Origin of the sequence: Thermosynechococcus sp. Uc (assembly GCF_029335995.1) — a bacterium.
GTDB lineage: Bacteria > Cyanobacteriota > Cyanobacteriia > Thermosynechococcales > Thermosynechococcaceae > Thermosynechococcus.
Genome location: NZ_JARJMS020000011.1, coordinates 1 through 21,919 on the forward strand (window position 1 = coordinate 1; position 21,919 = coordinate 21,919).

The window sequence follows — 21,919 nt, forward strand, 5'->3', positions numbered from 1 at the left end:
ATAATCCGTTTGCCGACTCACACTCTCACTTACTTGACCACCATGCTGCTGGATCAGCGTTTTGGCCGCTTCACGGCTGAGGCTGGGCAGGGTGCCTGTAATCACAAAGCGTTTGCCCGTCAGGGCTTGTCCTGCCGTTGATGCAGTGGGAGTTATTGTTGCCAGTTGTAGCCCCAAGGCTTTGAGGTCTGCAATGAGGGCTTGGTGCTCTGGGGCTTGGAACCACTCATGAATGGCTTGGGCAATTTCCTCACCAATGCCATAAACCCCACACAGATCGGCAACGGTGGCGGTGGTTAACTCCTCAACAGACTTGAAGTGACTGGCAAGCACTTGGGCATTGACACTTCCAACATGGCGAATACCTAGGCCATAGAGTACCCGTGGCCACGGTTGTTGTTTTGAGTCGGCGATCGCCTGTAACAATTTATCAGCGGACTTTTGACCCATACGCTCGAGGCTCAGGAGTTGTTCTGCCCTGAGGCGATAGAGATCCGCAGGGGTGCGCACCAATTCCTTGGCCACCAATTGTTGTACCAGCTTTTCCCCTAGCCCTTGAATATCCAAGGCATCCCGACTTGCCCAGTGGAGAATTTGCCCGCGCACGATCGCCGGACACTGAGGATTAACACAGCGACTCACTACTTCATTAGCAGGGCGGACAACGGGTTGATGGCATTCGGGACAAATTGTCGGCATCCTAAAGAGTCGAGCCGTCGTCGGTCGCAATTCCGGAAACACCCGCACAATCTCTGGAATAATTTCTCCTGCCTTGTGGATCACCACTTTATCGCCAATGTGCAGATCCAATTCAGCAATATAGTCTGCATTGTGGAGCGTTGCCCGCGAGACCGTTGTCCCGGCAAGTTGCACCGGCACGAGTTCAGCCACAGGGGTCAAAGCACCTGTACGTCCCACCTGAACCGTAATTGCCACTACGTCGGTAATTGCCTGCTCCGGTTCGTACTTCCAAGCAATGCAGCCGCGGGGAAATTTTTGTGTAAAACCCAGCGTCTGTTGCAGCGCTAGATCGTTGAGCTTGACCACAATGCCATCGGTTAGATAGGGAAGGGCGTGGCGTGCCGTTTGCCAGTGCTCATAGTAGCTTTTTACCGCCTCTAGGTTAGGACAGTCGGCATTGTGGGGATTGACGCGAAAACCAAGGCGTTGCAGGGCACTGAGGACTTGGCGTTGCGATTGGGGTTTACCCTCTAGTTCCTCCCCCAAGGGAACAGTGCCCCCTTCAGGCAAATGCAAGGCGTAGGCAAAGAAGTCCAGTTGACGCTGAGCAACAATGCGGGGATCCAGTTGACGGAGAGTACCCGCTGCGGCATTGCGCGGATTGGCAAAGGGCGGGTCTCCCTGAGCTTGGCGTTCTTGGTTGAGTTGATGGAAGCGTTCCAACGGCAAAAAGGCCTCTCCGCGCACTTCAACAATTGGGGGTGGGTTCTCTACAGCTAGCCGCAGGGGAATTGTGCGAATCGTACGTACATTGCTGGTAATGTCCTCACCGCGGAGACCATCCCCCCGCGTTGCCCCCCGCACCAATAAACCCTTTTCATAGGTCAGGGCAAGGGCAACACCATCCATTTTTAGTTCACAGACATAGTGGGCAGTGGGCAATGGCTCTTCTTGCCGTAAGGTGCGCCAATAGCGCTGCCAGCGCTCCTGCCATGCCACCATATCGGCAAATGTAAAGGCATTTTCAAGGCTGTAGAGGGGAATGCGATGGCTGACACTCTCAAATTGGTTGACGGGTGCCTCGCCAACCCGCTGTGTTGGACTGTCAGGGGTAATGTATTCAGGATGAGCGGCCTCTAGTGCCTGAAGTTCGCGATAGAGCTGGTCATAGACCTCATCTTCCATGATCGGCTGATCGAGAGCATAGTAGGCGTAGCTCGCACGCTGAAGTAGATGCCGCAGTTGCTGAATTCGTTCGGCTGCTGTCATCATTGGTTGTTCCTTTGCAACCAGTTATTCTATCGATCTGTACTATTCTTGGGGCGCGGTTTGGCAACATGGGGCAGTCCCCAACCCAGCTTTTGCTGCAGGACATGGAAGAATTCTGGGGGACGCAGGCGAATGAAGCGGGCGCGGTAGGGGGCACGTTGGACAAAGACTTGATCCTCTGGCTGGATGTAGCAGCCAGCATTACCATCCACCACTAGAATCAGATGCTTGAAGGGGTTTGCCGGATAAATCCACACGGGTTCGCTGTTGGCAAAGACAAGGGCACGGGAGGCCAAAGAGTGGGGACAAATCGGCACCAATTGCAAGGCCGCTACACCAGGGGTAATCACGGGGCCGCCCGCTGAGAGGGCATAGGCGGTAGAGCCTGTAGGGGTGGAGAGAATGAGGCCATCGGCGGCAATATCGACGCGGGCATGGGCACCTACATCCACTTCAAAATGACACATCCCCGTGAGGGGTTCTTTATGGATCACCATTTCATTAAGGGAGAGGGCTTCCCAAATAACCGTTTGATCCCGCAGGACTTGAACCGTGAGCATGGTGCGATCTTCGATTGTGTAGTCCCCCCGCAGCACTTGATCAAGAGCAGGTTCAAGATCGGCCACATAGCCCTCAGTGAGAAAACCCAAGTGCCCGGTGTTGATGGTGAGCAGAGGAATCTCACAGGGGGCCAACTGACGGAACGCAGATAAAACTGTGCCATCGCCGCCGAGCACCACTGCAAAAGCCATGGAAGTATCAAAGCCGGGGGGCACTAGTTGATCAATCGGGGTATGGCAGACGGGACTATCGGGACGGGAATAGCCGAGAATCCCACCAATTCCCGTGGCCATGTGCACTTCCCAGCCCTGAAGCTCTAAAATTTGACGGACATGGTTGGCCAATTCGACCGCAAGGGGTTTGCCTTCGTTGTAGATGATCCCCGCCTTCACAGCAACTCCTAGGGGGTGGATTTAAAGGGACTGCGTTTTTTGCGTCCAGATTTTTTCTGTTTGGCTTTTTCGTAATCCAATTCTTTGAGTTTACGCAGAATTCGGGTGAAATAGTCCTGTAAATAGGCCTCAAGGGTTAGGGTTTCGCTAGGATCAAGGTCAAAGGTGCGATACACCTCCTCCATCGGAGCATTGAAGACTTGGCCGCTGGCAATCACTTCTGTAAAGGCTAGGCGATCACTAATGTTCCATGTCCACTGAAACCACTGGGTGACTTGCCGTGCCGCTCGCAAAACCCCAATGGGCAAGCGGGTAATTTTTGCTTCCTGTCCTGAGAGATTTTCACACAGCTTAATAATTTCATCCGCTGTCCAAGCCCGGGTGCCCGCGAGGTCAAAAGTTTTGCCGTAGGTGGCGGGTCGGTCAATGGCACGCACGGCAAATTTAGCCACATCCTGTGTATCCATATAGGCAATAGCAGTGGACTCTCCCAAAACCCAAATGGATTGATTTTCCAGAATCGGGATCGCATATTGGCCAATCAAGCCCTGAAAGAAGCCACAGGGACGCAGGATCGTGTAGTTGAGTCCTGATTCACGCAAGAAGTCTTCGGTACAGTGTTTAATCTGCATTAGGGGCACGTGGGGATAGTCCTGCGCTCCCATGATTGAGAAAAAGATGAAGTGTTGAACATCAGCAGCTTGGGCAGCCTGAATCAAGTTGACTTTACCTTGCCAATCCACTGCTTCAATGGTCAGTGTGTCGGTGGGGCGAGTGGCAGAGGCATCAATCACCACTGAGGCCTTGGCATCCTTCAATGCCTCAAGAATACTGTCGGCAGCACAGAGATTTCCCTGAAGAATAGTCGCGCCCCATTCCCGCAGAAACGTGGCTTTGGCTGGACTGCGGACAAAACAATAGACGTGATGCCCTTCATCTAGGGCGCGGCGCACAATTTGCCGTCCTAAGGTACCCGTACCGCCAACAATAAAAATGTTCATGAAAAACTCTAGTCATAAATCTTAACTTTTGTAATACTTTATCAGAATTCCCGACGGGGGCGATCGCCTTTGGGGATCATCCTTCCTTGGAGCAAACTGGAGATGGACTAAGCCACAAAGTCTTCACAGTGGAGTGTTTCCCATGTCTTGCGGCCAGTAACTGGATTGATGCCACTAGCCACCTTGCAGAGTTTACGCTGGGCATCTTCCCGTAATTCCACATCCGTAAAGTCGGCGCCGGTAATGATGGCATCGTCAAAGTTAGTGTTAAAGGCAAAGGCGCCCTCAAGGATGGCATTGGTGAGATTGGCTTTGGTCAGCCGTGCAGTGTCCAATGTGGCGTAGCGCAGATCAGCCCCTTCTAAATTTGCCGTCTCCATGTTGGCTCCAAAAAAACTTACCCCCTGAAGATTGGCGTGACTGAGATTGCTGTGGAAAAGGTTGGCCTTTGTAAATTCAGAACCCCGCAAATCCCGTCCAGAAAAATCCATATTAATGAGGGCCTGTTTGGTATAGTCTTCAGCGATCGCCCCCATGGGGGTAGATAACATCCAAAGGATGGCCAAAAACAGTGCCACCCACCAGCGCCAAAAGCGGCGAAGCGTAGCAATGACAACGGAGGATGGGAGTAGCATAGACAGGACTCCTCTCTCTTTAGCCTTACATCTTCAGCCTATCAGTATGCATCTTCCTGCAGCGGTATGGATCCGGAAAGCCATTATTGAAAACGGTTACAGCCAAGGCTATTTCCTCATGGGGGAGGGCGATCGCCTAGAGTGGTACACCAGTCACCGCCGAGCATTAATTCCCCTTGATGAGCGGTTTCGCTACCCCAAATCCCTGCAGCGATTGCTGAATCAAAATCGCTTCCAGGTAGCGATTAACCGTAACTTTAAGGCGGTAGTGGCCGGCTGTGCCGCTCGCCCCAATACTTGGATAACTCCCCGTCTGCAGCAGTTGTATTATTTGCTGCACGCCACGGGCTGGGCAGTGAGCTTTGAAACCTGGCAGGGCGATGAACTCGCAGGGGGCATTCTTGGCATTGTTATTGGTGGCGCATTTATTGGTGAGTCCATGTTCTATCGCATCCCCGATGGCTCGAAGGTGGCGATGGTGAAACTGGTGGAACATCTGCGGCGGCGGGGTTTTCTACTTTTTGATGCCCAACTGCAAAATCCCCATCTTGAGCGTTTTGGGGCATATGTTGTCAGCGATCGCCAGTATCAGCAGCTCTTGGCACAGGCAATTCGTAAACCCTGTCAATTTCTTTAATGCTCTAATCCCCCTTTAATTTGTTGAAGATAGGGCTAATAGAGGCTGTGTCATGGATCACTAGCCCGTTAAAGAGCAGATACTTCCGGCGTCATTTGTCAATAACTCCCTTGGCGCTAGGCCTTCAGCCAATGAGGAAGGGTGGACTCGTTGCAATGGAGCCACTGGGTAACTGGTGGGCGGCTGTGGAAAAGTCATGACTCAAGCCAGTAGAGCCTCTGCAAGCCTTTCTGCCATCGGGCATTGGTTTTGTGTTGCACAACCGTTTTCATAGGACGACGAGGAACGGTCGTCTGGCTCTGCCGCAAAATTAACCTGGATAGAAAACGGCTGTAGGCGGCGTTACTGTTCTTCAGGGCTTTCTGTAATTGCGAGGACGAGCCACAAAGATCTCCTGCCGACATGACTGTGGTTTTAGGATAAACAATCCCTTCGTTTAAGACCTATTTATCGAGCTTAATGTTACAAAGAGCCGGTATAAAACCTAGGCGATAGCCGCATTGATGGGCTATACCTAATGAAAACTGCGTGTAGGTAGGAGTCGTGGGCTATGAACCTCAGCCGGAGCACCGATGAGATTAAACTGGTTCCTGAGATGACCGGTGGTCGAGTCCCCTATACCCCCTGTAACCATCGCCGGATTCTTTGCATTTTTCCCCCCTACAGCCGCTCCTTTGGTACGTTTCACCACGCCTACCCCCTTATGGGCACTGTGCGCGCCTTTATGCCGCCCCAAGGGATTTTGTTGGTGGCTGCCTATCTCCCAGAATCTTGGGAGGTGCGCTTCATTGATGAAAATGTGCGTCCAGCAACCGATGCCGACTATGCTTGGGCTGATATTGTCATTACCAGCGGTATGCACATCCAGCGGCCACAAATTTTAGAAATCAATGAAATTGCCCATCGTCACGGTAAACTTACTGCCTTGGGAGGACCTTCGGTCTCCAGTTGTCCAGAATACTATCCTGATGTGGATATTCTCCACGTAGGGGAACTGGGAGATGCCACCGATAAAATGATTGCCTACTTTGATGAGTACGGCAGCCAGCGGCCACCTCAACAACTGATCTTTAAAACCACGGCACGGTTACCGCTGAGTGAGTTTCCCATCCCTGCCTACCAGCATGTGTGCATGGAAAATTATTTTCTCGGCAGTGTTCAGTTTTCCAGTGGCTGTCCCTTTCGCTGTGAGTTTTGCGATATTCCCGAACTTTATGGCCGCAATCCGCGCCTGAAAACGCCGCAGCAGATCCTCAAGGAACTGGATACAATGCTGGCTTCTGGAAATCCGGGGGCGGTCTATTTTGTTGACGATAACTTTATTGGCAATCGCCGAGCAGTGACTGAACTGCTGCCGCACCTCATTGACTGGCAAAAGGCCAATGGCTATCCCCTGCAATTTGCTTGCGAAGCAACCCTGAACATTGCCCAAAGCCCAAAACTCTTAGAAATGATGCGGGAAGCCTATTTCTGTACGATTTTCTGTGGCATTGAAACCCCAGAACCTGAGGCACTTCATGCCATCCACAAGGATCAAAACCTAAGTATGCCGATTTTGCAGGCCGTGCAAACCCTCAATCACTACGGTATGGAAGTGGTCTCTGGGATCATTATTGGTTTTGATACGGATACGCCACAAACGGGCGATCGCATTCTTGAGTTTATTCGTGCTTCCCACATCCCCACATTGACGATTAACCTGTTGCACGCCCTACCCCATACTCCCCTTTGGCGTCGCCTTGAAGCTGAAAGCCGCCTCAACCATGATGAAAACCGCGAGTCAAATGTTGAGTTCCTAATGCCCTACGAAGAAGTGGTGGAAATGTGGCGCCGTACGATCACAACCGCCTATGAACCAGAATTCCTCTACGAGCGGTTTGCCTATCAAATGGAGCACACGTATCCCAACCGTATTGCCGTGCCCAATAGCCCAGCCCGCCTCAGCCGTGAAAATATCCTGCGGGGACTGCGGATTATGAAAAATCTCCTCTGGCATGTCGGTCTGTGGAGCAGCTATCGCAAGACGTTTTGGAAACTGGCATGGCCTGCCCTGAAAAAAGGTCAAGTTGAACAAGTGATCCACGTGGGTGTGGTCGGGCATCATCTAATTAATTTTGCCCAAGAATGTGCCCGTGGGGATGAAGCGGCGTCCTTCTATGCCCAACGCCTACGCCGACGGAACACAACAGCCGCCTTATCCAAACCTGCTATCAAGTTGCCAGTGAAACTACGCTGAACTCCCCGCTCCTAAGAGGGGGACTTTATTTACTGGACAGTCATATAATAGAATTATTAAGCTCAGTTATTTTAATCTACACTTCTATGGTTGACCTCCCCTCCCCTGGCTTGCTCACCCATGTTGCCGACTATTTTAAGGTCCTGTCGGAACCAAGTCGTCTGCAAGTGCTCTGTGCCCTAAAACAGGGACGACGCAATGTCTCAGAGATTATTCAAGAGACGGGTTTGGGGCAAGCCAATGTCTCAAAGCATTTGAAAACCCTTGCTCAGGCTGGTCTAGTGCGGCGACAACCCCAAGGAGTCACGGTCTATTATGAAATTGCTGACCCGACAATCTTTCCCCTGTGTGATCTGGTGTGCCAGCGGCTGAGGCAGCGGATTGAGGAGCAGTCCCAAGCGGTCAAAGAATTGGTGCATAATTTCTCTTAGGCGCCATCCCCAATATGCGAGAATAGTTGCGTAGGTTTTAATGAGTATGCCCTCTGCGGCTCAGCGCTAGCATTCAGCAATGACGAAATATGTTTTTGTGACTGGCGGTGTGGTCTCCAGTATCGGGAAGGGAATTGTCGCCGCTAGTCTAGGGCGCCTATTAAAATCACGGCAGTATTCTGTGTCGATCCTCAAGCTTGATCCCTACATTAATGTGGATCCGGGGACGATGAGTCCCTTCCAGCACGGGGAAGTGTTTGTGACCGACGATGGTGCCGAAACGGATTTGGACTTGGGGCACTACGAACGCTTTACAGATACACCCATGTCTCGCCTCAATAGCGTGACGACAGGATCTATCTACCAGGCGGTAATTAATAAAGAGCGACGCGGTGACTACATGGGGGGAACGGTGCAGGTGATTCCCCACATTACGAATGAGATTAAAGAACGCATTCTGCGGGTGGCCAAGGACAAAAACCCCGATGTGGTGATTATTGAAATTGGGGGGACTGTTGGCGATATTGAGTCGCTGCCCTTTCTGGAGGCAATCCGCCAGTTTCGCACCGAGGTGGGGCGGCACCATGTGCTGTTTATGCACGTAACCTTGGTGCCTTGGATTCCCTCGGCAGGGGAGATGAAAACAAAACCGACCCAGCACTCGGTGAAGGAGTTGCGATCTATTGGTATTCAGCCGGATATTCTCATCTGCCGTTGCGATCGCCCCCTTGTTCCTGGCATCAAGGAAAAGCTCTCCCAATTTTGTGATGTCCCTGTGGAATGTGTGATTCCCTCGCCGGATGCCAAAAGCATCTATGAAGTGCCCCTACTGCTTGAACGCGAAGGGTTAGCCACCCAAGTCTTGAGTTTGTTGAACTTGGAACAACGGCAACCGGATCTCAGTCAGTGGCAAGCCCTTGTGGAGCGGCTCTACCGTTCCCACAGGCCGTTGGAGGTGGCAATCGTTGGCAAATATGTGCGCCTCAGCGATGCTTATCTTTCGGTGGTGGAAGCCCTGCGGCATTCAGCGATCGCCCTTGATCAGGAGTTGCGTATCCGCTGGGTCAACTCCGAAGAAATCGTTGACAACGGTGTGGACAATGCCCTCAGCAATGTTGCGGCCATCGTTGTGCCTGGAGGCTTTGGCATGCGCGGGGTTGAAGGCAAAATTGCAGCTATTCAATACGCCCGTGAGCAGGGGATCCCCTTTTTGGGTCTGTGCTTGGGGATGCAATGCGCGGTGATTGAGTGGGCACGCCATATTGCGGGTTTAGAGAATGCCAACAGTGCCGAGTTTGATGCCAATACTCCTCATCCGGTGATTCACCTGTTGCCCGAACAGCAGGACATTGTTGATTTGGGGGGAACGATGCGCTTAGGCTTGTATGCCTGTCGCCTAACCCCCAATTCCCTTGCCGAAAAGCTCTACGGGGAAACGGTCATCTACGAGCGACACCGCCACCGCTACGAGTTTAACAATGCCTATCGCAGTCTCTTTTTGGAAACGGGCTATCAAATTACAGGCACCTCTCCCGATGGCCGCTTAGTGGAAATTATTGAGTATCCGGCTCACCCCTTCTTTATTGCCGTGCAGTTTCACCCCGAGTTTCGTTCTCGTCCCAATGCCCCCCATCCTCTCTTTTACGGCTTGCTGGCGGCAGCAGCTAAGGATTCCAACTGTGAGCATTCCCAGTTAGTGCCAACTCTCTAGTTGTTCAGCGGTTCCACAAGGATAGTGCTGGCATCCGTTGCCCGTAGGGCCACATCGGTCAGGGTTCCCACCCGTACAGCTAATGTTTGACTGAAGGGGGCACGACGCAGTAGGGTAACGGTTTGGCCAACCGTAAATCCCACGGCGGCAAGGCGGCGCTGCCAAGCAGCTGTTCCCTCAATGGCAGTGATACGCGCCGAAGTACCCAGAGGGAGGTCAGAGAGCACCATAGACGATTCACAAAATGATTCACAAAACGGATAAAGCGGGCGTCCCTAAACGCCGCACGTCTTGCAGGGCTTCCTTAGCTGAAGGATAGCGATCGCTAAAGTTAAATTTCACCATCCTATTGAGCACGGCCGCTAGACCTTCACTGACTGTAACGCACTGTTGCCAATCCACTTCACCCGTCTGCGAATCTCGCGGTAGATCGCAGGGCTTAATGCCGGTTAAGGCTTGCAGGGCAATCATGCCCACAGCGTAAATATCACTGCTGAGGGTGGGCTGACCAAAGAGCTGCTCTGGCGCAGCATACCCCATCGTACCAATGACCACGGTGCTCCCTTGGGTTTTCTCCACTTCTTGGGGTTGAATTTGCTTCACTGCCCCAAAGTCAATCAATACTAGCTTGCGATCGCTGGCACGGCGAATAATATTGTCGGGCTTAAGATCGCGGTGAATCACATAATGACTGTGGACAAAACTCAGCACTTCTAAGATTTCTCGGAGGAGTTGGATGACTTGGGCTTCACTGTGTTTTTGTTGTAATTCCTCACTCAGAGAAGCCCCATCAATAAACTCCTGCACCAAATAGAATTCCTGATTTTCCTCAACATAGGCAAGCAAAAGGGGAATTTGATCGTGGCGTCCCAGTTTTTCAAGGATTTCTGCCTCGGTATTAAAGAGTCGCCGTGCCACCTGCATAAAGCGCTCATCGGTGCGTCCCGAACGCAAATGCTTGACGACACAAAGGGGATTTCCCGGTCGCTGGGTGTCTTGGGCCAAATAGGTGCGGCCAAAGCCCCCTGAACCCAAGACTTTTTGGATTTTGTAGCGACCACTGAGGAGAGATCGGGGTTTACCTGTAATTTCTGTCGGTTCTCGCAGTGCTGCATTGAGGGCTGCTGTATCCTCAGCCATCAGCGATCGCAATAACGCCAAAGCTTTTTCCTGTTCCTGCACTTTGGCTTGGAAAAATTTCTGCTCCTGCTGCGCCTGATAACTAACGTAGCCCACCATGCCCACACTGCTGAGCACTAGGGCGATCGCCGGCGGTACCACGGGAATCCAGCCGCTCCCGATGACAAAAACGCCAAAGCCACCACCAAAGAGAACAATTAGCCCCCCCACTCCTGCAATACCCAACCACAGCGGTTGCCGCAACCACCAGCCAAGCACACTGCCCACCCCGGCCCACAGGAGAATCCAACCTAGCACCAGCGGCAGTGGCCAGTACCAAATGGGACCTTCCCCTTCGAGGGCAGCACTCAGGAATTGACTCACCATCTGGCCATGGACAACTACCCCCGGCATTTGCTGCGTCACCGCATCACTACCACTATAGGGCGTGAGGAAAATATCCTTGATACTCGGTGCAGACACACCAATCAAAACTACGCGATCGCGAATTAAGTCTTTGCTTACCCGTCCGCTCAGGACATCCGTTAGGGAAACTGTCGGCCCTACTGCGGTGCGTGAGCGGTACTTAAGCAGGGTTTGCATCCCGCGATCGTCTATGCCCACATAGCCACCGGCATCACTGGTCAGCAGAGGAAAGTGCACATCATTCAGGGTTAAACCCTTGTCATCGAGTTTAATGGTCTGAGTTGGCTCCTGATCAAGATAACGCAGTGCCAGCATTAGGGCAAAGGAAAGGGGCGTTGTACACCGCTGCGCCTTAGGATTGCTGATTGCAAATAGATTGCGGCGAATGACGCCATCCTTATCGAGGGGAATATCGGCAAAGCCCACCCGCTCTGGCACCTGTGCTGTAGGAATACTTGGTGGTGGGGGCACTTCGGGTTGTTCTGCTGTTTCCCCCGTTGATTTGCACACTGGAATAATGCGCGGGTTGATGCGAATCATGTTTTGCAGCCGATCATGGCCGGGAGGCTGGGGCAAATCACGAAAAATATCCAAGCCAATGGCACGAGGACTCGCCGCATTGAGGCGGGTGAGCAGATCCGCCACAGTAGCATCTGGCAGCGGCCACGTTTTTTGGGCTTGAATGTCCTGCTCTGTCACCAGCACCGTCAGGATACGCGAATCAGGGTCGCGGGCGGGTTGCGATCGCACATAAAAGTCATAGAGACTTAGCTCCGCTGGCTGGAGCAGTCCCAGTTGGCGCATGCCAATTACCACAGCAGCCACCCCTAGGGTGGTGGCAACAACCGGCAGCGGCAGCCACTTTAGCCAAGCGTAGGGCACGATGTTAACTCCTCGGGCAATTGTGTAGCGGCTCTGCGAGCGCATCCCTAGACCGATTTTAGCCAAGGGAAATCGTCCCTTTTCTCTGCTGCTGGAGGATGAGCAACTGAGTATGGGGTCAAGAGGTCACAAATGCCGGCGAATGTTCGGGTACAGCCGGATTGGCGATCGGTGGCTGCATAGCGAAATAACGTAACAACATGTAACAGAAGTCAGCGATTCCCTAGAGGAAACCCAACCCTTACAATGGGTTCAGACGTGCTGTTTTACGTCACTAGCACGCCAAAGTCTTTTTGCAGGGATAGAATCAATTGGGCATGATTCCTGATAAGTTCAGAAAAACGCCTCTCAATGGCACGCCGACGGCCTCTCTACCTATGTCCGAATTGCCCTTTTCCCTTGATCAATTGCGCATCCTGAAGGCAATCGCCCTCGAAGGAAGCTTTAAGCGAGCCGCTGACAGCCTCTACGTCTCCCAGCCCGCAGTGAGTTTACAGGTGCAAAACCTTGAGCGCCAACTGGATGTTCCCCTATTTGATCGCGGGGGACGCCGCGCCCAACTCACCGAAGCCGGACAACTCCTACTGGCCTACGGCGATCAAATTCTCTCCCTGTGCCATGAAGCCTGCCGTGCCATCGAAGACCTGCAAAAATTGCAAGGGGGGACACTCATCATTGGGGCGAGTCAAACCACTGGCACCTACCTGATGCCCCGCATGATTGGGCTATTTCGCAGCAAGTATCCCGAAGTTGCTGTTCAACTGCATGTACATTCCACCCGCCGCACCTGCTGGAGTTTGGTCAACGGCCAAATTGATCTGGCAATCATTGGCGGTGAAGTCCCCTCGGAACTAAGTGAGCAAATCACTGTGACCCCCTATGCTGAGGATGAACTGGCACTGGTTTTACCGGTAGACCATCCCTTGGCTACTGCAGAAACACTAACCAAAGAAGACTTGTACAAACTGGGCTTTATTGCCCTCGATGCCCAATCCACGATTCGCAAGGTGATTGATCAGGTTCTTCAGCGCGCCAACATTGACCCTCGCCGCCTCAAGGTAGAGATGGAGTTAAATTCCATCGAGGCGATTAAAAATGCCGTGCAGTCGGGCTTAGGAGCTGCTTTTGTCTCCGTTTCCGCCATTGAGAAAGAGCTACAACTGGGAAGCCTGCGGCGGGTGAGCATTGAAAATGTGGTTGTGAAACGCACACTGTCGCTGATTACCAATCCCAATCGCTACCGATCGCGGGCAGCAGAGGTCTTCTGCCGTGAAATTCTCACCCAATTTGCCACCTTTGCTATTGATACAGAACTGACAACGGCCAAACCGCCGATTTCCGATAGTGAAAAACCCCTCAAGGAACTGCTGACGATCGCCCCCATTGAGGAAGACAGCACCAATGTCAGCAATTCTTAGAGCAGCATAGTGCTAGCCAACAGGTAGGATAGTCGCCCTCCAAGAAGCCTCTTATTTCAAAAAAACGGAGTATGATAATAGATCGCGCTGTTCACAATTGATGACCATGGCTTTGCAACACGACGTCAAACAAGAAATCATTAACGCCTACCAAATCCACGCTACGGATACTGGCTCTGCGGATGTCCAAGTTGCCATCCTCACGGAGCGGATCAAGCAGCTTTCCGAACATCTAAAGGCGAATAAAAAAGATTACGCCTCTCGCCGAGGATTACTGAAAATTATTGGCCGTCGCAAGCGGCTCTTGGCCTATATCCATCGCCATGATGCCCAACGCTATCGTCAACTCATTGAACGTCTAGGAATTCGGGGTTAAGGACAATGGCAAAACGGTCGGATCTGCCTTTTGAACCTAAAAAGAAAAAAGGAGCAGCCAAGCCCTTCAAAGCTCCTGCCACCGCAGCCGTCCGTTCTAATGTCTCAAAATCTGCACCCAAGCAAGCCAAAAGTACAGGGATTCCTGAAATTGTTAGCCAGCGGATGGTTGCCCGGATGGCCATTTTCTGCGGCACCCCTACTCTTTTGGGATTGATGACGTTTCCCCTAAGCTATTTCATGGTTCATGAGGGGTGGTTTAAGTTGCCCAATATAGCCGTTGTCATCACCAGTCTCAGTCTCTTTGGCCTTGGTGCCCTAGGACTGAGCTATGGCATTCTTTCTGCCTCTTGGGATGAACACGAACAGGGAAGTTGGCTCGGCTGGCGAGAGTTCCGCACCAATTTCGGTCGCGTCGTGGAGAGTTGGCAGGCCTATCAAGGGCAGCGATCGCAAAATGCTGAATAGGCGCGATCGTTGACTTGTGTCTGCCTCTCTAACTAGGAAAGTGTGAAGAATTTTTTATAGATTCCTATTATTTCTCTTAGCTTATTTACTATAGATTGAAAGAGTTACACGATTTTGGTAACTCGCTCAAACTCTGTTTCCCTAGGACAACCCTTATGACAGCAGCGGAAATGTCCCCCGCTGAGGCTCACATCAATGTGAGCAATCTACCCATTGGCCTAAAGTCCTCTAGCTTTCTGCAACATTTACTGGGATTAGTGGCAGAAACCCTTGAAGATGTTGTGGGTCTGGAGGATGCCTCGGGCTTTATAGCACTTGTAGGGCAACAAATGGGGAATCAAATCAACGAACTTTATACCCAAGCCCTCGGCGATCGCCCCTTTGATGCTAAGACGGTTGCCCAAATTCTTATTGACCTCAAAAATCGCATTGAAGGGGGATTTTTCCTGATAGAGCAGGATGAGGAACGCATTATTTTGGGCAATCAGCGTTGCCCCCTTGGCAGTGGTGTCGTTGGTCATCCCTCGTTGTGCATGATGACCTCGAATGTGTTTGGCGTGATTGTGGCGGATCATTTAGGCTATGCCAAGGTCTGTATTGAAGAGGCGATCGCCAATGGGGATCAAGGGTGCCGTGTGCTGATCTATACCCAGCCCACTGCCGCTGCCTCAACTGCCAAAGGGCGAGAATACTATCGCATAGAGCCAGTCTAAGCCAGCCACTTCCTTCATGCCAGCGGGGTCAAGATGAGCAACGTTACACTCGATATTGAGGCATGGATTGATCTGCTGCCAGAGCCAATGTTGGTCATAAATGCCCAAGGCACCATTGTGGCCATCAACTCCAAAGGCCGTGAATTTTTTGGCGGTCATGTTCTCAATCGCAACCTCAGGGAACTGGTGGCCACTCCCCCAGAAAAACTCAATAAATGGCTACCCCTCTGGCAACAGGCCACGCAAATGGTACCCGGCACTCTCCAAGGCCACCAAGGTCAAAAAATTGAGGTGGAGGCGGTGGGTATTCACCGTTGTCAGCCCCCCTTGATTCTGCTGCGCCTCTTTCGCCAGCCTCGGTTTCTACGGCAGTTTATCGTCCAACGGGAACAGTTTCAGCACTTGCAACAGCAAATGGCACGGCAAACAGCTCTAATTGTCAAGCTACAGCAACGGCAAAAACAACTAGAGGCGGAAAATCACCATCTACAGGGGGTCTCACAGCAAGATAGCCTGACCAAATTGGCAAATCGGCGTGCCTTTGAGGCCCATCTGGAATCGGCTTGGCGGGAATCGGCTACCACCCATACCCCCTTTGCCATTGCCCTACTGGATATTGATCACTTTAAGCGCTACAACGATACCTATGGTCATCTGGCGGGCGATCGCGCCCTGCAACGGGTTGCCCAAGCCTTTAAATCCCAACTACGAGAGACCGATTTGGTGGCTCGCTATGGCGGTGAAGAGTTTATTCTCCTGTTGCGCCAGACCTACCATGACGTTGCTGTTTGTGTTGTAGAACGGATTTTGAACTACATTCGCAGCCTAGGGATTCCCCATGCCAGTTCGCCAGTGCAGCCCTACCTCACCGTCAGTGCCGGCATTTGCATCGTGACCCCCACCCTTGGGGACTGCCCAATGGCGGAGCTGGTGGCAACCGCCGATGCCGCCTTGTACGAGGCCAAACGCTCAGGGCGCAATCGCTATGTTTTGCAAACCTACACTGGGGGGAGTGAACTTGTCTTGGCCGGGCAAGAAATTTAGCCCCCGCTAGAGAAAGCCCCTGTCGCTACCCCTGCTAGATATAATGTGGGTGGCCAAAGCACGGCAATCCCGTAGCCAAAACGTGATAACTGATTGATCGCGGCTGGGACGTTGTGTTGCAAAATGTAAAGCTGAGTTAATTTCTTGGAGATCGTGTAGCCCATGTACAATGCGACGAATTCTGGCAGTCGGATGTTTCGCTATGAAGTGGTAGGACTGAGACAAAATGCCGAGACCGATAAAACTGACTACGCCATCCGCAACAGTGGCAGTCAGTTTTTCAACGTTCCCTATGACCGCATGAATCAGTTTATGCAGCAAATTACCCGCTGGGGGGGCAAAATTGTCAGCATTCAACCCCTCAACGGTTCAGGTGCGCCCTTGAGTGCCACCACTGAACTCCTAGCCAATAATGATGCTGCCCCTGTTAAAGAAAAGAAAGTTGATATTCCCATTAATATCTATCGTCCTAACAATCCCTGCATTGGTAAGGTCATCTCCAATGAAGAGTTAGTGCGTGAAGGGGGCGAGGGAACCGTCAAGCACATCATCTTTGATATTTCTGGCACTGAGTTGCGCTATCTCGAAGGCCAAAGTATTGGCATTATTCCTGCGGGTACCGACGCCAACGGCAAACCCCACAAACTGCGCCTCTACTCCATTGCCTCGACTCGCCACGGTGACTTTCAAGATGATAAAACAGTCTCACTGTGTGTGCGGCGTCTAGAGTACAAGGACAAAGAGACGGGTGAAACCATCTATGGCGTGTGTTCCTCCTACTTGAACCAACTGCAACCCGGCGATGAGGTGAAAATCACAGGACCAGTGGGGAAAGAAATGCTTCTGCCCGATGATCCAGAAGCAACGATTATTATGCTGGCAACGGGAACCGGCATTGCTCCCTTCCGTGCCTTTTTGTGGCGCATGTTCAAAGAAAATAACCCCGATTATCAGTTCAAGGGGCTGGCATGGCTCTTCTTTGGTGTCGCTTACACCGCAAATATCCTTTACAAGGATGAACTAGAGGCACTCCAGGCAAGCTATCCGGATCACTTTCGCCTCACTTATGCCATCAGCCGCGAACAGAAAACCCCCGACGGTGGCAAGATGTACATCCAAGGTCGCATTGCCGAGCACGCCGATGAAATTTGGCAACTCCTCCAGAAGAAAAATACCCATGTGTATATGTGTGGTCTCAGGGGGATGGAGCCGGGCATTGATGAAGCAATGACAGCTGCGGCGGCCAAAAATGGTGCCGATTGGCAGGAATTCCTCAAGGGCACGCTCAAGAAAGAAGGTCGCTGGCACGTGGAAACCTACTAGAGAGAGCATTTGGGGGCGACGCCCCCTTTTGCTGTCCATGCCGATTGACCTTTATATCTGTCAGGATAGAAGTAGCCAAATACCTAAAAATCAATACCTGTTTTGGCGTAGGGTTGCTAGAATGTAGCCCATTTAACGCCAAGCTGTTCGTATTCCCATATTCTAATGGTGAGTCACTGAGCGATCGCCTATGATTTATCCTCGCTTTTTGCGCAAAGCTTACCGTAAAGAACCCATCTCTGCCTTCCTCCTGCTGATGGGAGGGGTTGATTCGACCATTGGTGGCTTGGGGGGCTACAACGGTCTATTGCTATTGGGTCTAGGTCTAATGGGAAGTGCGCTCCTCTTGCGCTTACTTCAGCGATCGCCGGGACGTTCTCTACCAGAGAAGGTACCCCAATATGCCCTGCCCCCCCAATCCTCTCCACCCTTGCCAATGCTGACCATCAGTAAGAAGCAGCCACCGCTACGCTAGGCCAAAGCGGAGATCATTGTCTGAAATTTCCACAGGATTTCCTGCCATTCGCGTTCCGGCTGAGAGCCTTTAACAATACCAGCTCCAGCAAAGAGATGGGCATAGTTTCCCTGAAGCTGAGCAGAACGGATACCGACAATGAACTCCCCTTCTCCGTTGGGTGTCACCCAGCCAAGGGGAGCGGCATAGCCCCTGCGATCAAAGGATTCCAGTTGCCGCAGCCAGTGTTGTGCTTGTAAAGAGGGATACCCCGCCACTGCTGGGGTAGGATGGAGGGCAGCAACCACCTGGAGAATATGAGTTGGCTGAGGAACGGGAGCCTGAACTAGGGTCTGCAGATGTTGAATATGACTCAATTCAAGGATGCGGGGCTGGGTAGGCACCTCACAGATCAGGCCGAGCTGCTGGAGGGTTTGGCAGAGAAACTCGACAATCACCTGATGCTCGTAACGCTCCTTAGGACTTTGGTAGAGGCCATGGCGCAGGTTTTGATCCTCTTGCCGGGTTTGCCCCCGCGGACGGGAACCCGCCAAGGCATCGGCACAGAGAACGCCATTGGCAATTTTAACCAACCGTTCGGGACTGGCTCCCACAAACACGTGTTGCCGCTGTTGACCAACACTGAAGATGTAGCAGTTGCCATGGTGCTGGCGCAGGTTGTGTAACGTCCCCAGCCAACTAAACCCCTGGGGTTGCTCTAGGGTGAGGGCGGCAGCCAAAACCAATTTCTTGAGGTCTCCCTCCCCTAGGAGCTGGAGGGCACGATTGGCACTCGCAATGAATTGTTCATATTGCTGGTTCAAAGGCGGTAGCGCGATCGCCCGTGGCGGTGGACAAGGGGGCGGGTCAGCAAGAAGGTGTGTTAGTGCCCGCTGCACTAGTTGCCAGTCTTGCCAAAGGCGATGAGGTGTACTGGTTTCTAAGGCACAATTGAGGGTGAGCCAAACATGGTCAAGATGCTGAATCACTTGCCAGCGGGGTAAGACCCCCCGGTTAGAGCCTGTGTGCTCCCAAAAACTAAACTGACAAAAGATGCGCGGTTCGGCTGGGGCGATCGCCCACACGCGGCTGAGGGTTTGTTCACTAAAGCGCTGGAGTTCCACAAACCGTTGATCTCCTTGAACATCGCTGGTGGCCACTGCACCACAGGCAGCAACGATCTGCCCCGCTTGCTCAAGGTAAAAATGCTCACTTTCGCCACTAACATGCATCAGGCCAGCCAACAGCATTAGCGGATCAACCGTCGGTAAAGGCAGTCCCAGACTCAGGAACTGGCAATTGGCCTGCTTTGCTGCCTGAATTCCAGGGCTGACCTGAGTATAAAACTCGGACTCAGAGGACAAATCAAAGGTGAGGGGCAGCGAAACGGGCATAACCAAACAAGGTCAAGATTGCCCTTACATTTTCCCCTTGGCAGGGAACCTTTGGCAAAAAAACTGGAACTTGCCGATATCCCTGATTATGCTGAAGAGTAAGATCACTGTCTATTTCTGAGGCAAAAATGGCTAAGGTTGTTAAAACTGATGCTGAATGGCAAGCTCAACTTACTCCTGAGCAGTACTATGTTACCCGCAAAAAGGGAACAGAGCGCGCCTTTACGGGCTGCTACTGGAATAACAAAAAGCCCGGTCTCTATCGCTGTGTCTGCTGTGGTACGCCGCTTTTTCGCTCCGAGACAAAGTATGATTCTGGCACTGGCTGGCCGAGTTTTTGGCAACCCCTTGACCCCAAAAATATCCGCATGGAACGGGATCTTTCCCATGGCATGGTGCGCACGGAAGTTCTGTGCGATGTCTGTGATGCCCACCTAGGTCATGTCTTTGAGGATGGCCCGCCACCCACAGGACTGCGCTACTGTATCAACTCAGCCGCACTGGAATTTATCCCTGAATCTGCTCCCGCTTCGTGACCCCTGTGTCTCAACCGCATTTTGGTAAAACTGGCGCGGCGGCAGCCGTTCCACGGAGCCAATTTTGAGGAGATTTTGCAGGACATTCTCCGTACGAGTGCCTGCAATCTGAAGGTGGAGCGGGTGAGTCTTTGGTTTTATTCGGGCGATCGCCAGCAGATTGAATGTGTGCAGTTGTTTCGACAGTCGGCACAGGGCTTTACCGCAGGGATGACGCTGACTGCCAGTGACTATCCTCACTATTTTGCGGCTCTGCAAAAGGAGCGCACACCACGTGCCAAATTACAACCCTCGCGGCAGAACAATCGCGCTAACGGCCGAGGTTCAGACTGCACGGTTAAGGACAATGGTGTGGGTATCCGTCCTCACCAGCGATCGCACCTTTTTGATCTCTACTACTACCGCGGCAGTGAAAGCCACCATTGCCGTGGGATTGGTTTAGGTCTATACCTTTGCCGACAAATTATTGCCCCTCATAGGGGTCAAATAGGAATTGAACAGAGCCAAGTTCAGGGAGTAACCTTTCCGCTAGCCAGCACCACTTAGAGATTCTTGCACTTGACAAACCCGTGCAAAAGCGGGACACTTAAGGCCAAATTATCTTCTTCTTTAGGTTTCGTGTAGAATAGCCAGTTGAATTCTCCTGTTTTAACGCAACTAGCGTGGATGTTCGTGCATAGGTTCCCTTTTAGCCACGAAACTAGAGTTGTTAAAACACGAAACATATCATCTGGCTTTTACCGTCCTGAACTGTCGTGGTGACCTCCACCATGGCGCGTTAGATACTTTAGAACTACCTACGTTTATCGGGAGCAATAGTGAGTCGTTATGTTGGGCAAACTCCGTGACCTTATGGGTCTAACCCCAGAAACTGACATTTACGATGAGGAATACCCTCAAGGAACGCCACGAGCGGTAACCATGAACTCTGACGTGGAACCGTTGCCCACATCACGGCCAACCTTGAGTCATGACTTTGACACCAACCCATCCCCCCCGGTGACCACCGGTTCAGTGCCGACAGGAGCAAGTCCTTCTAATTCTTCAAATGTAATTGGTATGCCCAATACGGGTCGCTGGTGGGGTGCAGTGGCAGAAGTTTTGGTGATGCAGCCGCGCAGTTTTAGTGAAATGCCTGAGGTGATCAAAGCCCTTAAGGAGCGCAAGTCTGTGGTGCTGAATTTGACCTTAATGGAGCCAGAGCAAGCTCAACGCTCAGTGGACTTTGTTGCCGGTGCTACCTACACCATTGATGGTCACCAAGAACGCATTGGCGAAAGTATTTTCCTATTTACGCCCAGCTGTGTTCAAGTGAGCACACAAATGGGTGGGGTTCGCTCAACCGGAACACCAACACCTGTTGCTCCACCGCCCCCCTGGGGTATGGATGCCCAACAACAGCGCAGTGCCTAGGGTGCCTGCCCTTGGGATCATTGGCTGTGGTCGCATGGCGGAGGCCATGCTTGCCCGACTCCTTGCAGATGGTCTGTTACCGGAGCAGGTTTGGGTATCGGCGCGATCGCCCCAGCGCCAGCAGTATTTAGCCAACACCTATGGGGTTAACGTGACAACAAACCTAGAGGTAGCCACCGCTGAAACTCTCCTACTGGCCGTCAAGCCACAGAGCTTTGCTGATATTGAGTTAGAATTGGCGGATACGCCGGTGGCTCAAAGTTCGGGAGTTGTCCTTTCAATCATGGTGGGGATTTCCAGCGGGCGGCTGCGGCAACTCTTTCCGCGGCGGTTAATTTTTCGGGCAATGCCCAATACACCGGCACAAGTGGGCGCCGGCGTAATTGCCCTAGCCAGCGATGGCGCAGCCAGTGAACTAGACATTCAAAGGATGAGGAATTTGTTAGGCGTCCTAGGGCAAGTGGTGGCTGTTAGTGAAGGGCAAATGGATGCTGTGACAGCCTTATCTGGCTCTGGTCCTGCTTTTGTGGCACTGATTGTGGAGGCGCTCTGTGATGCCGGAGTTGCAGTAGGCTTGTCGCGATCGCTGACACAGGAACTCGTTTATGGCACAATAGCAGGCACAGTACAATTACTTAATGAGCGCGGGCTGCATCCAGCGCAACTCAAGGATGCGGTCACCAGTCCTGCGGGGACAACCATTGCCGGTCTCGAAGTACTGGAAGCGGCTGGTGTGCGTGGAACCCTGATGCAAACAGTGAAAGCGGCCTACGAGCGTGCCCAATCCCTCAACTAAGTGC

The 21,919-nt window shown here is 52.2% G+C and carries 22 protein-coding genes; 15 read left to right on the plus strand and 7 right to left on the minus strand.

Annotated elements, in window-relative coordinates; translation table 11 throughout:
* The 4 genes from ligA to P3X23_RS01220 all read right to left on the minus strand — a co-directional run.
* Positions 1–1,950, minus strand: a 1,950-nt coding sequence (ligA, locus tag P3X23_RS01205; RefSeq protein WP_367186464.1) for an NAD-dependent DNA ligase LigA, incomplete at its 3' end; no start/stop codon positions are given.
* Positions 1,951–1,979: 29 nt separating this feature from the next.
* The gene (locus P3X23_RS01210; RefSeq protein ID WP_300872315.1) at positions 1,980–2,903 is read right to left on the minus strand and encodes an NAD(+) kinase; all 924 of its coding nucleotides are present in this window, start codon (positions 2,901–2,903) and stop codon (positions 1,980–1,982) included.
* A gap of 8 nt (positions 2,904–2,911) precedes the next feature.
* A complete protein-coding gene (locus P3X23_RS01215; RefSeq protein ID WP_300872317.1) occupies positions 2,912–3,904 on the minus strand; it encodes an SDR family oxidoreductase in 993 nt (330 codons plus the stop codon).
* Between the two features lie 107 nt (positions 3,905–4,011).
* The gene (locus tag P3X23_RS01220; RefSeq protein WP_300872320.1) at positions 4,012–4,539 is read right to left on the minus strand and encodes a pentapeptide repeat-containing protein; all 528 of its coding nucleotides are present in this window, start codon (positions 4,537–4,539) and stop codon (positions 4,012–4,014) included.
* A 46-nt stretch (positions 4,540–4,585) separates the two neighbouring features.
* Between P3X23_RS01220 and aat the strand changes: the two genes are divergently transcribed.
* The 4 genes from aat (at position 4,586) to P3X23_RS01240 (ending at position 9,554) form a co-directional block, all read left to right on the plus strand.
* Positions 4,586–5,176: a leucyl/phenylalanyl-tRNA--protein transferase gene (gene aat, locus P3X23_RS01225; RefSeq protein ID WP_300872322.1), complete on the plus strand. Its 591-nt coding sequence runs from the start codon at positions 4,586–4,588 to the stop codon at positions 5,174–5,176.
* A gap of 550 nt (positions 5,177–5,726) precedes the next feature.
* Positions 5,727–7,412, plus strand: a complete 1,686-nt coding sequence (locus tag P3X23_RS01230; RefSeq protein WP_300872325.1) for a B12-binding domain-containing radical SAM protein — start codon at positions 5,727–5,729, stop codon at positions 7,410–7,412.
* Positions 7,413–7,498: 86 nt separating this feature from the next.
* Positions 7,499–7,843: a helix-turn-helix transcriptional regulator gene (locus tag P3X23_RS01235; protein ID WP_300872328.1), complete on the plus strand. Its 345-nt coding sequence runs from the start codon at positions 7,499–7,501 to the stop codon at positions 7,841–7,843.
* 79 nt (positions 7,844–7,922) lie between these two features.
* Complete coding sequence (locus P3X23_RS01240; RefSeq protein WP_300872331.1) at positions 7,923–9,554, plus strand: CTP synthase; 1,632 nt, start codon at positions 7,923–7,925, stop codon at positions 9,552–9,554.
* On the opposite strand, the gene P3X23_RS01245 is transcribed toward P3X23_RS01240, so the two are convergent.
* Entirely contained in the window at positions 9,551–9,784 is a 234-nt protein-coding gene (locus tag P3X23_RS01245; RefSeq protein WP_300872333.1) for a FeoA family protein, read from the minus strand. The two genes, P3X23_RS01240 and P3X23_RS01245, sit on opposite strands and share 4 nt — an antisense overlap.
* A gap of 19 nt (positions 9,785–9,803) precedes the next feature.
* Positions 9,804–11,981: a CHASE2 domain-containing serine/threonine-protein kinase gene (locus tag P3X23_RS01250; RefSeq protein ID WP_300872335.1), complete on the minus strand. Its 2,178-nt coding sequence runs from the start codon at positions 11,979–11,981 to the stop codon at positions 9,804–9,806.
* 377 nt (positions 11,982–12,358) lie between these two features.
* Between P3X23_RS01250 and P3X23_RS01255 the strand changes: the two genes are divergently transcribed.
* The 7 genes from P3X23_RS01255 to P3X23_RS01285 all read left to right on the plus strand — a co-directional run bounded on the left by P3X23_RS01255 (position 12,359) and on the right by P3X23_RS01285 (position 17,797).
* Positions 12,359–13,399, plus strand: coding sequence for a LysR family transcriptional regulator (locus P3X23_RS01255; protein ID WP_300872336.1), 1,041 nt, complete (start codon positions 12,359–12,361; stop codon positions 13,397–13,399).
* Between the two features lie 106 nt (positions 13,400–13,505).
* On the plus strand, positions 13,506–13,775 hold the full coding sequence (gene rpsO, locus P3X23_RS01260; protein WP_300872337.1) for a 30S ribosomal protein S15: 270 nt from the start codon (positions 13,506–13,508) through the stop codon (positions 13,773–13,775).
* 5 nt (positions 13,776–13,780) lie between these two features.
* Positions 13,781–14,242: a PAM68 family protein gene (locus P3X23_RS01265; protein WP_300872338.1), complete on the plus strand. Its 462-nt coding sequence runs from the start codon at positions 13,781–13,783 to the stop codon at positions 14,240–14,242.
* 155 nt (positions 14,243–14,397) lie between these two features.
* Positions 14,398–14,955 (plus strand): methanogen output domain 1-containing protein, encoded by a 558-nt coding sequence (locus tag P3X23_RS01270; RefSeq protein WP_300872340.1) that lies wholly within the window; start codon positions 14,398–14,400, stop codon positions 14,953–14,955.
* A gap of 33 nt (positions 14,956–14,988) precedes the next feature.
* On the plus strand, positions 14,989–15,999 hold the full coding sequence (locus P3X23_RS01275) for a diguanylate cyclase (RefSeq protein WP_300872343.1): 1,011 nt from the start codon (positions 14,989–14,991) through the stop codon (positions 15,997–15,999).
* A gap of 162 nt (positions 16,000–16,161) precedes the next feature.
* The gene (gene petH, locus P3X23_RS01280) at positions 16,162–17,322 is read left to right on the plus strand and encodes a ferredoxin--NADP reductase (protein WP_300872346.1); all 1,161 of its coding nucleotides are present in this window, start codon (positions 16,162–16,164) and stop codon (positions 17,320–17,322) included.
* Positions 17,323–17,512: 190 nt separating this feature from the next.
* Positions 17,513–17,797, plus strand: coding sequence for a hypothetical protein (locus tag P3X23_RS01285; RefSeq protein WP_300872348.1), 285 nt, complete (start codon positions 17,513–17,515; stop codon positions 17,795–17,797).
* Here the strand turns inward: P3X23_RS01285 and P3X23_RS01290 are convergent.
* Positions 17,794–19,170, minus strand: coding sequence for an isochorismate synthase MenF (locus tag P3X23_RS01290; RefSeq protein WP_300872350.1), 1,377 nt, complete (start codon positions 19,168–19,170; stop codon positions 17,794–17,796). The two genes, P3X23_RS01285 and P3X23_RS01290, sit on opposite strands and share 4 nt — an antisense overlap.
* A 128-nt stretch (positions 19,171–19,298) precedes the next feature.
* Between P3X23_RS01290 and msrB the strand changes: the two genes are divergently transcribed.
* From msrB to proC, 4 genes are all read left to right on the plus strand, one after another.
* Positions 19,299–19,706 (plus strand): peptide-methionine (R)-S-oxide reductase MsrB, encoded by a 408-nt coding sequence (gene msrB / locus P3X23_RS01295; RefSeq protein WP_300872352.1) that lies wholly within the window; start codon positions 19,299–19,301, stop codon positions 19,704–19,706.
* 21 nt (positions 19,707–19,727) lie between these two features.
* On the plus strand, positions 19,728–20,252 hold the full coding sequence (locus P3X23_RS01300) for a sensor histidine kinase KdpD (protein WP_300872354.1): 525 nt from the start codon (positions 19,728–19,730) through the stop codon (positions 20,250–20,252).
* Positions 20,253–20,534: 282 nt separating this feature from the next.
* Positions 20,535–21,119, plus strand: a complete 585-nt coding sequence (locus P3X23_RS01305) for a cell division protein SepF (protein ID WP_300872356.1) — start codon at positions 20,535–20,537, stop codon at positions 21,117–21,119.
* Positions 21,094–21,915 carry a pyrroline-5-carboxylate reductase gene (proC, locus tag P3X23_RS01310; protein WP_300872358.1) on the plus strand — a complete coding sequence of 274 codons (822 nt, stop codon included), beginning with the start codon at positions 21,094–21,096 and terminating at the stop codon, positions 21,913–21,915. Before P3X23_RS01305 ends, proC begins: the two co-directional genes overlap by 26 nt.
* Positions 21,916–21,919: the final 4 nt, after the last annotated feature.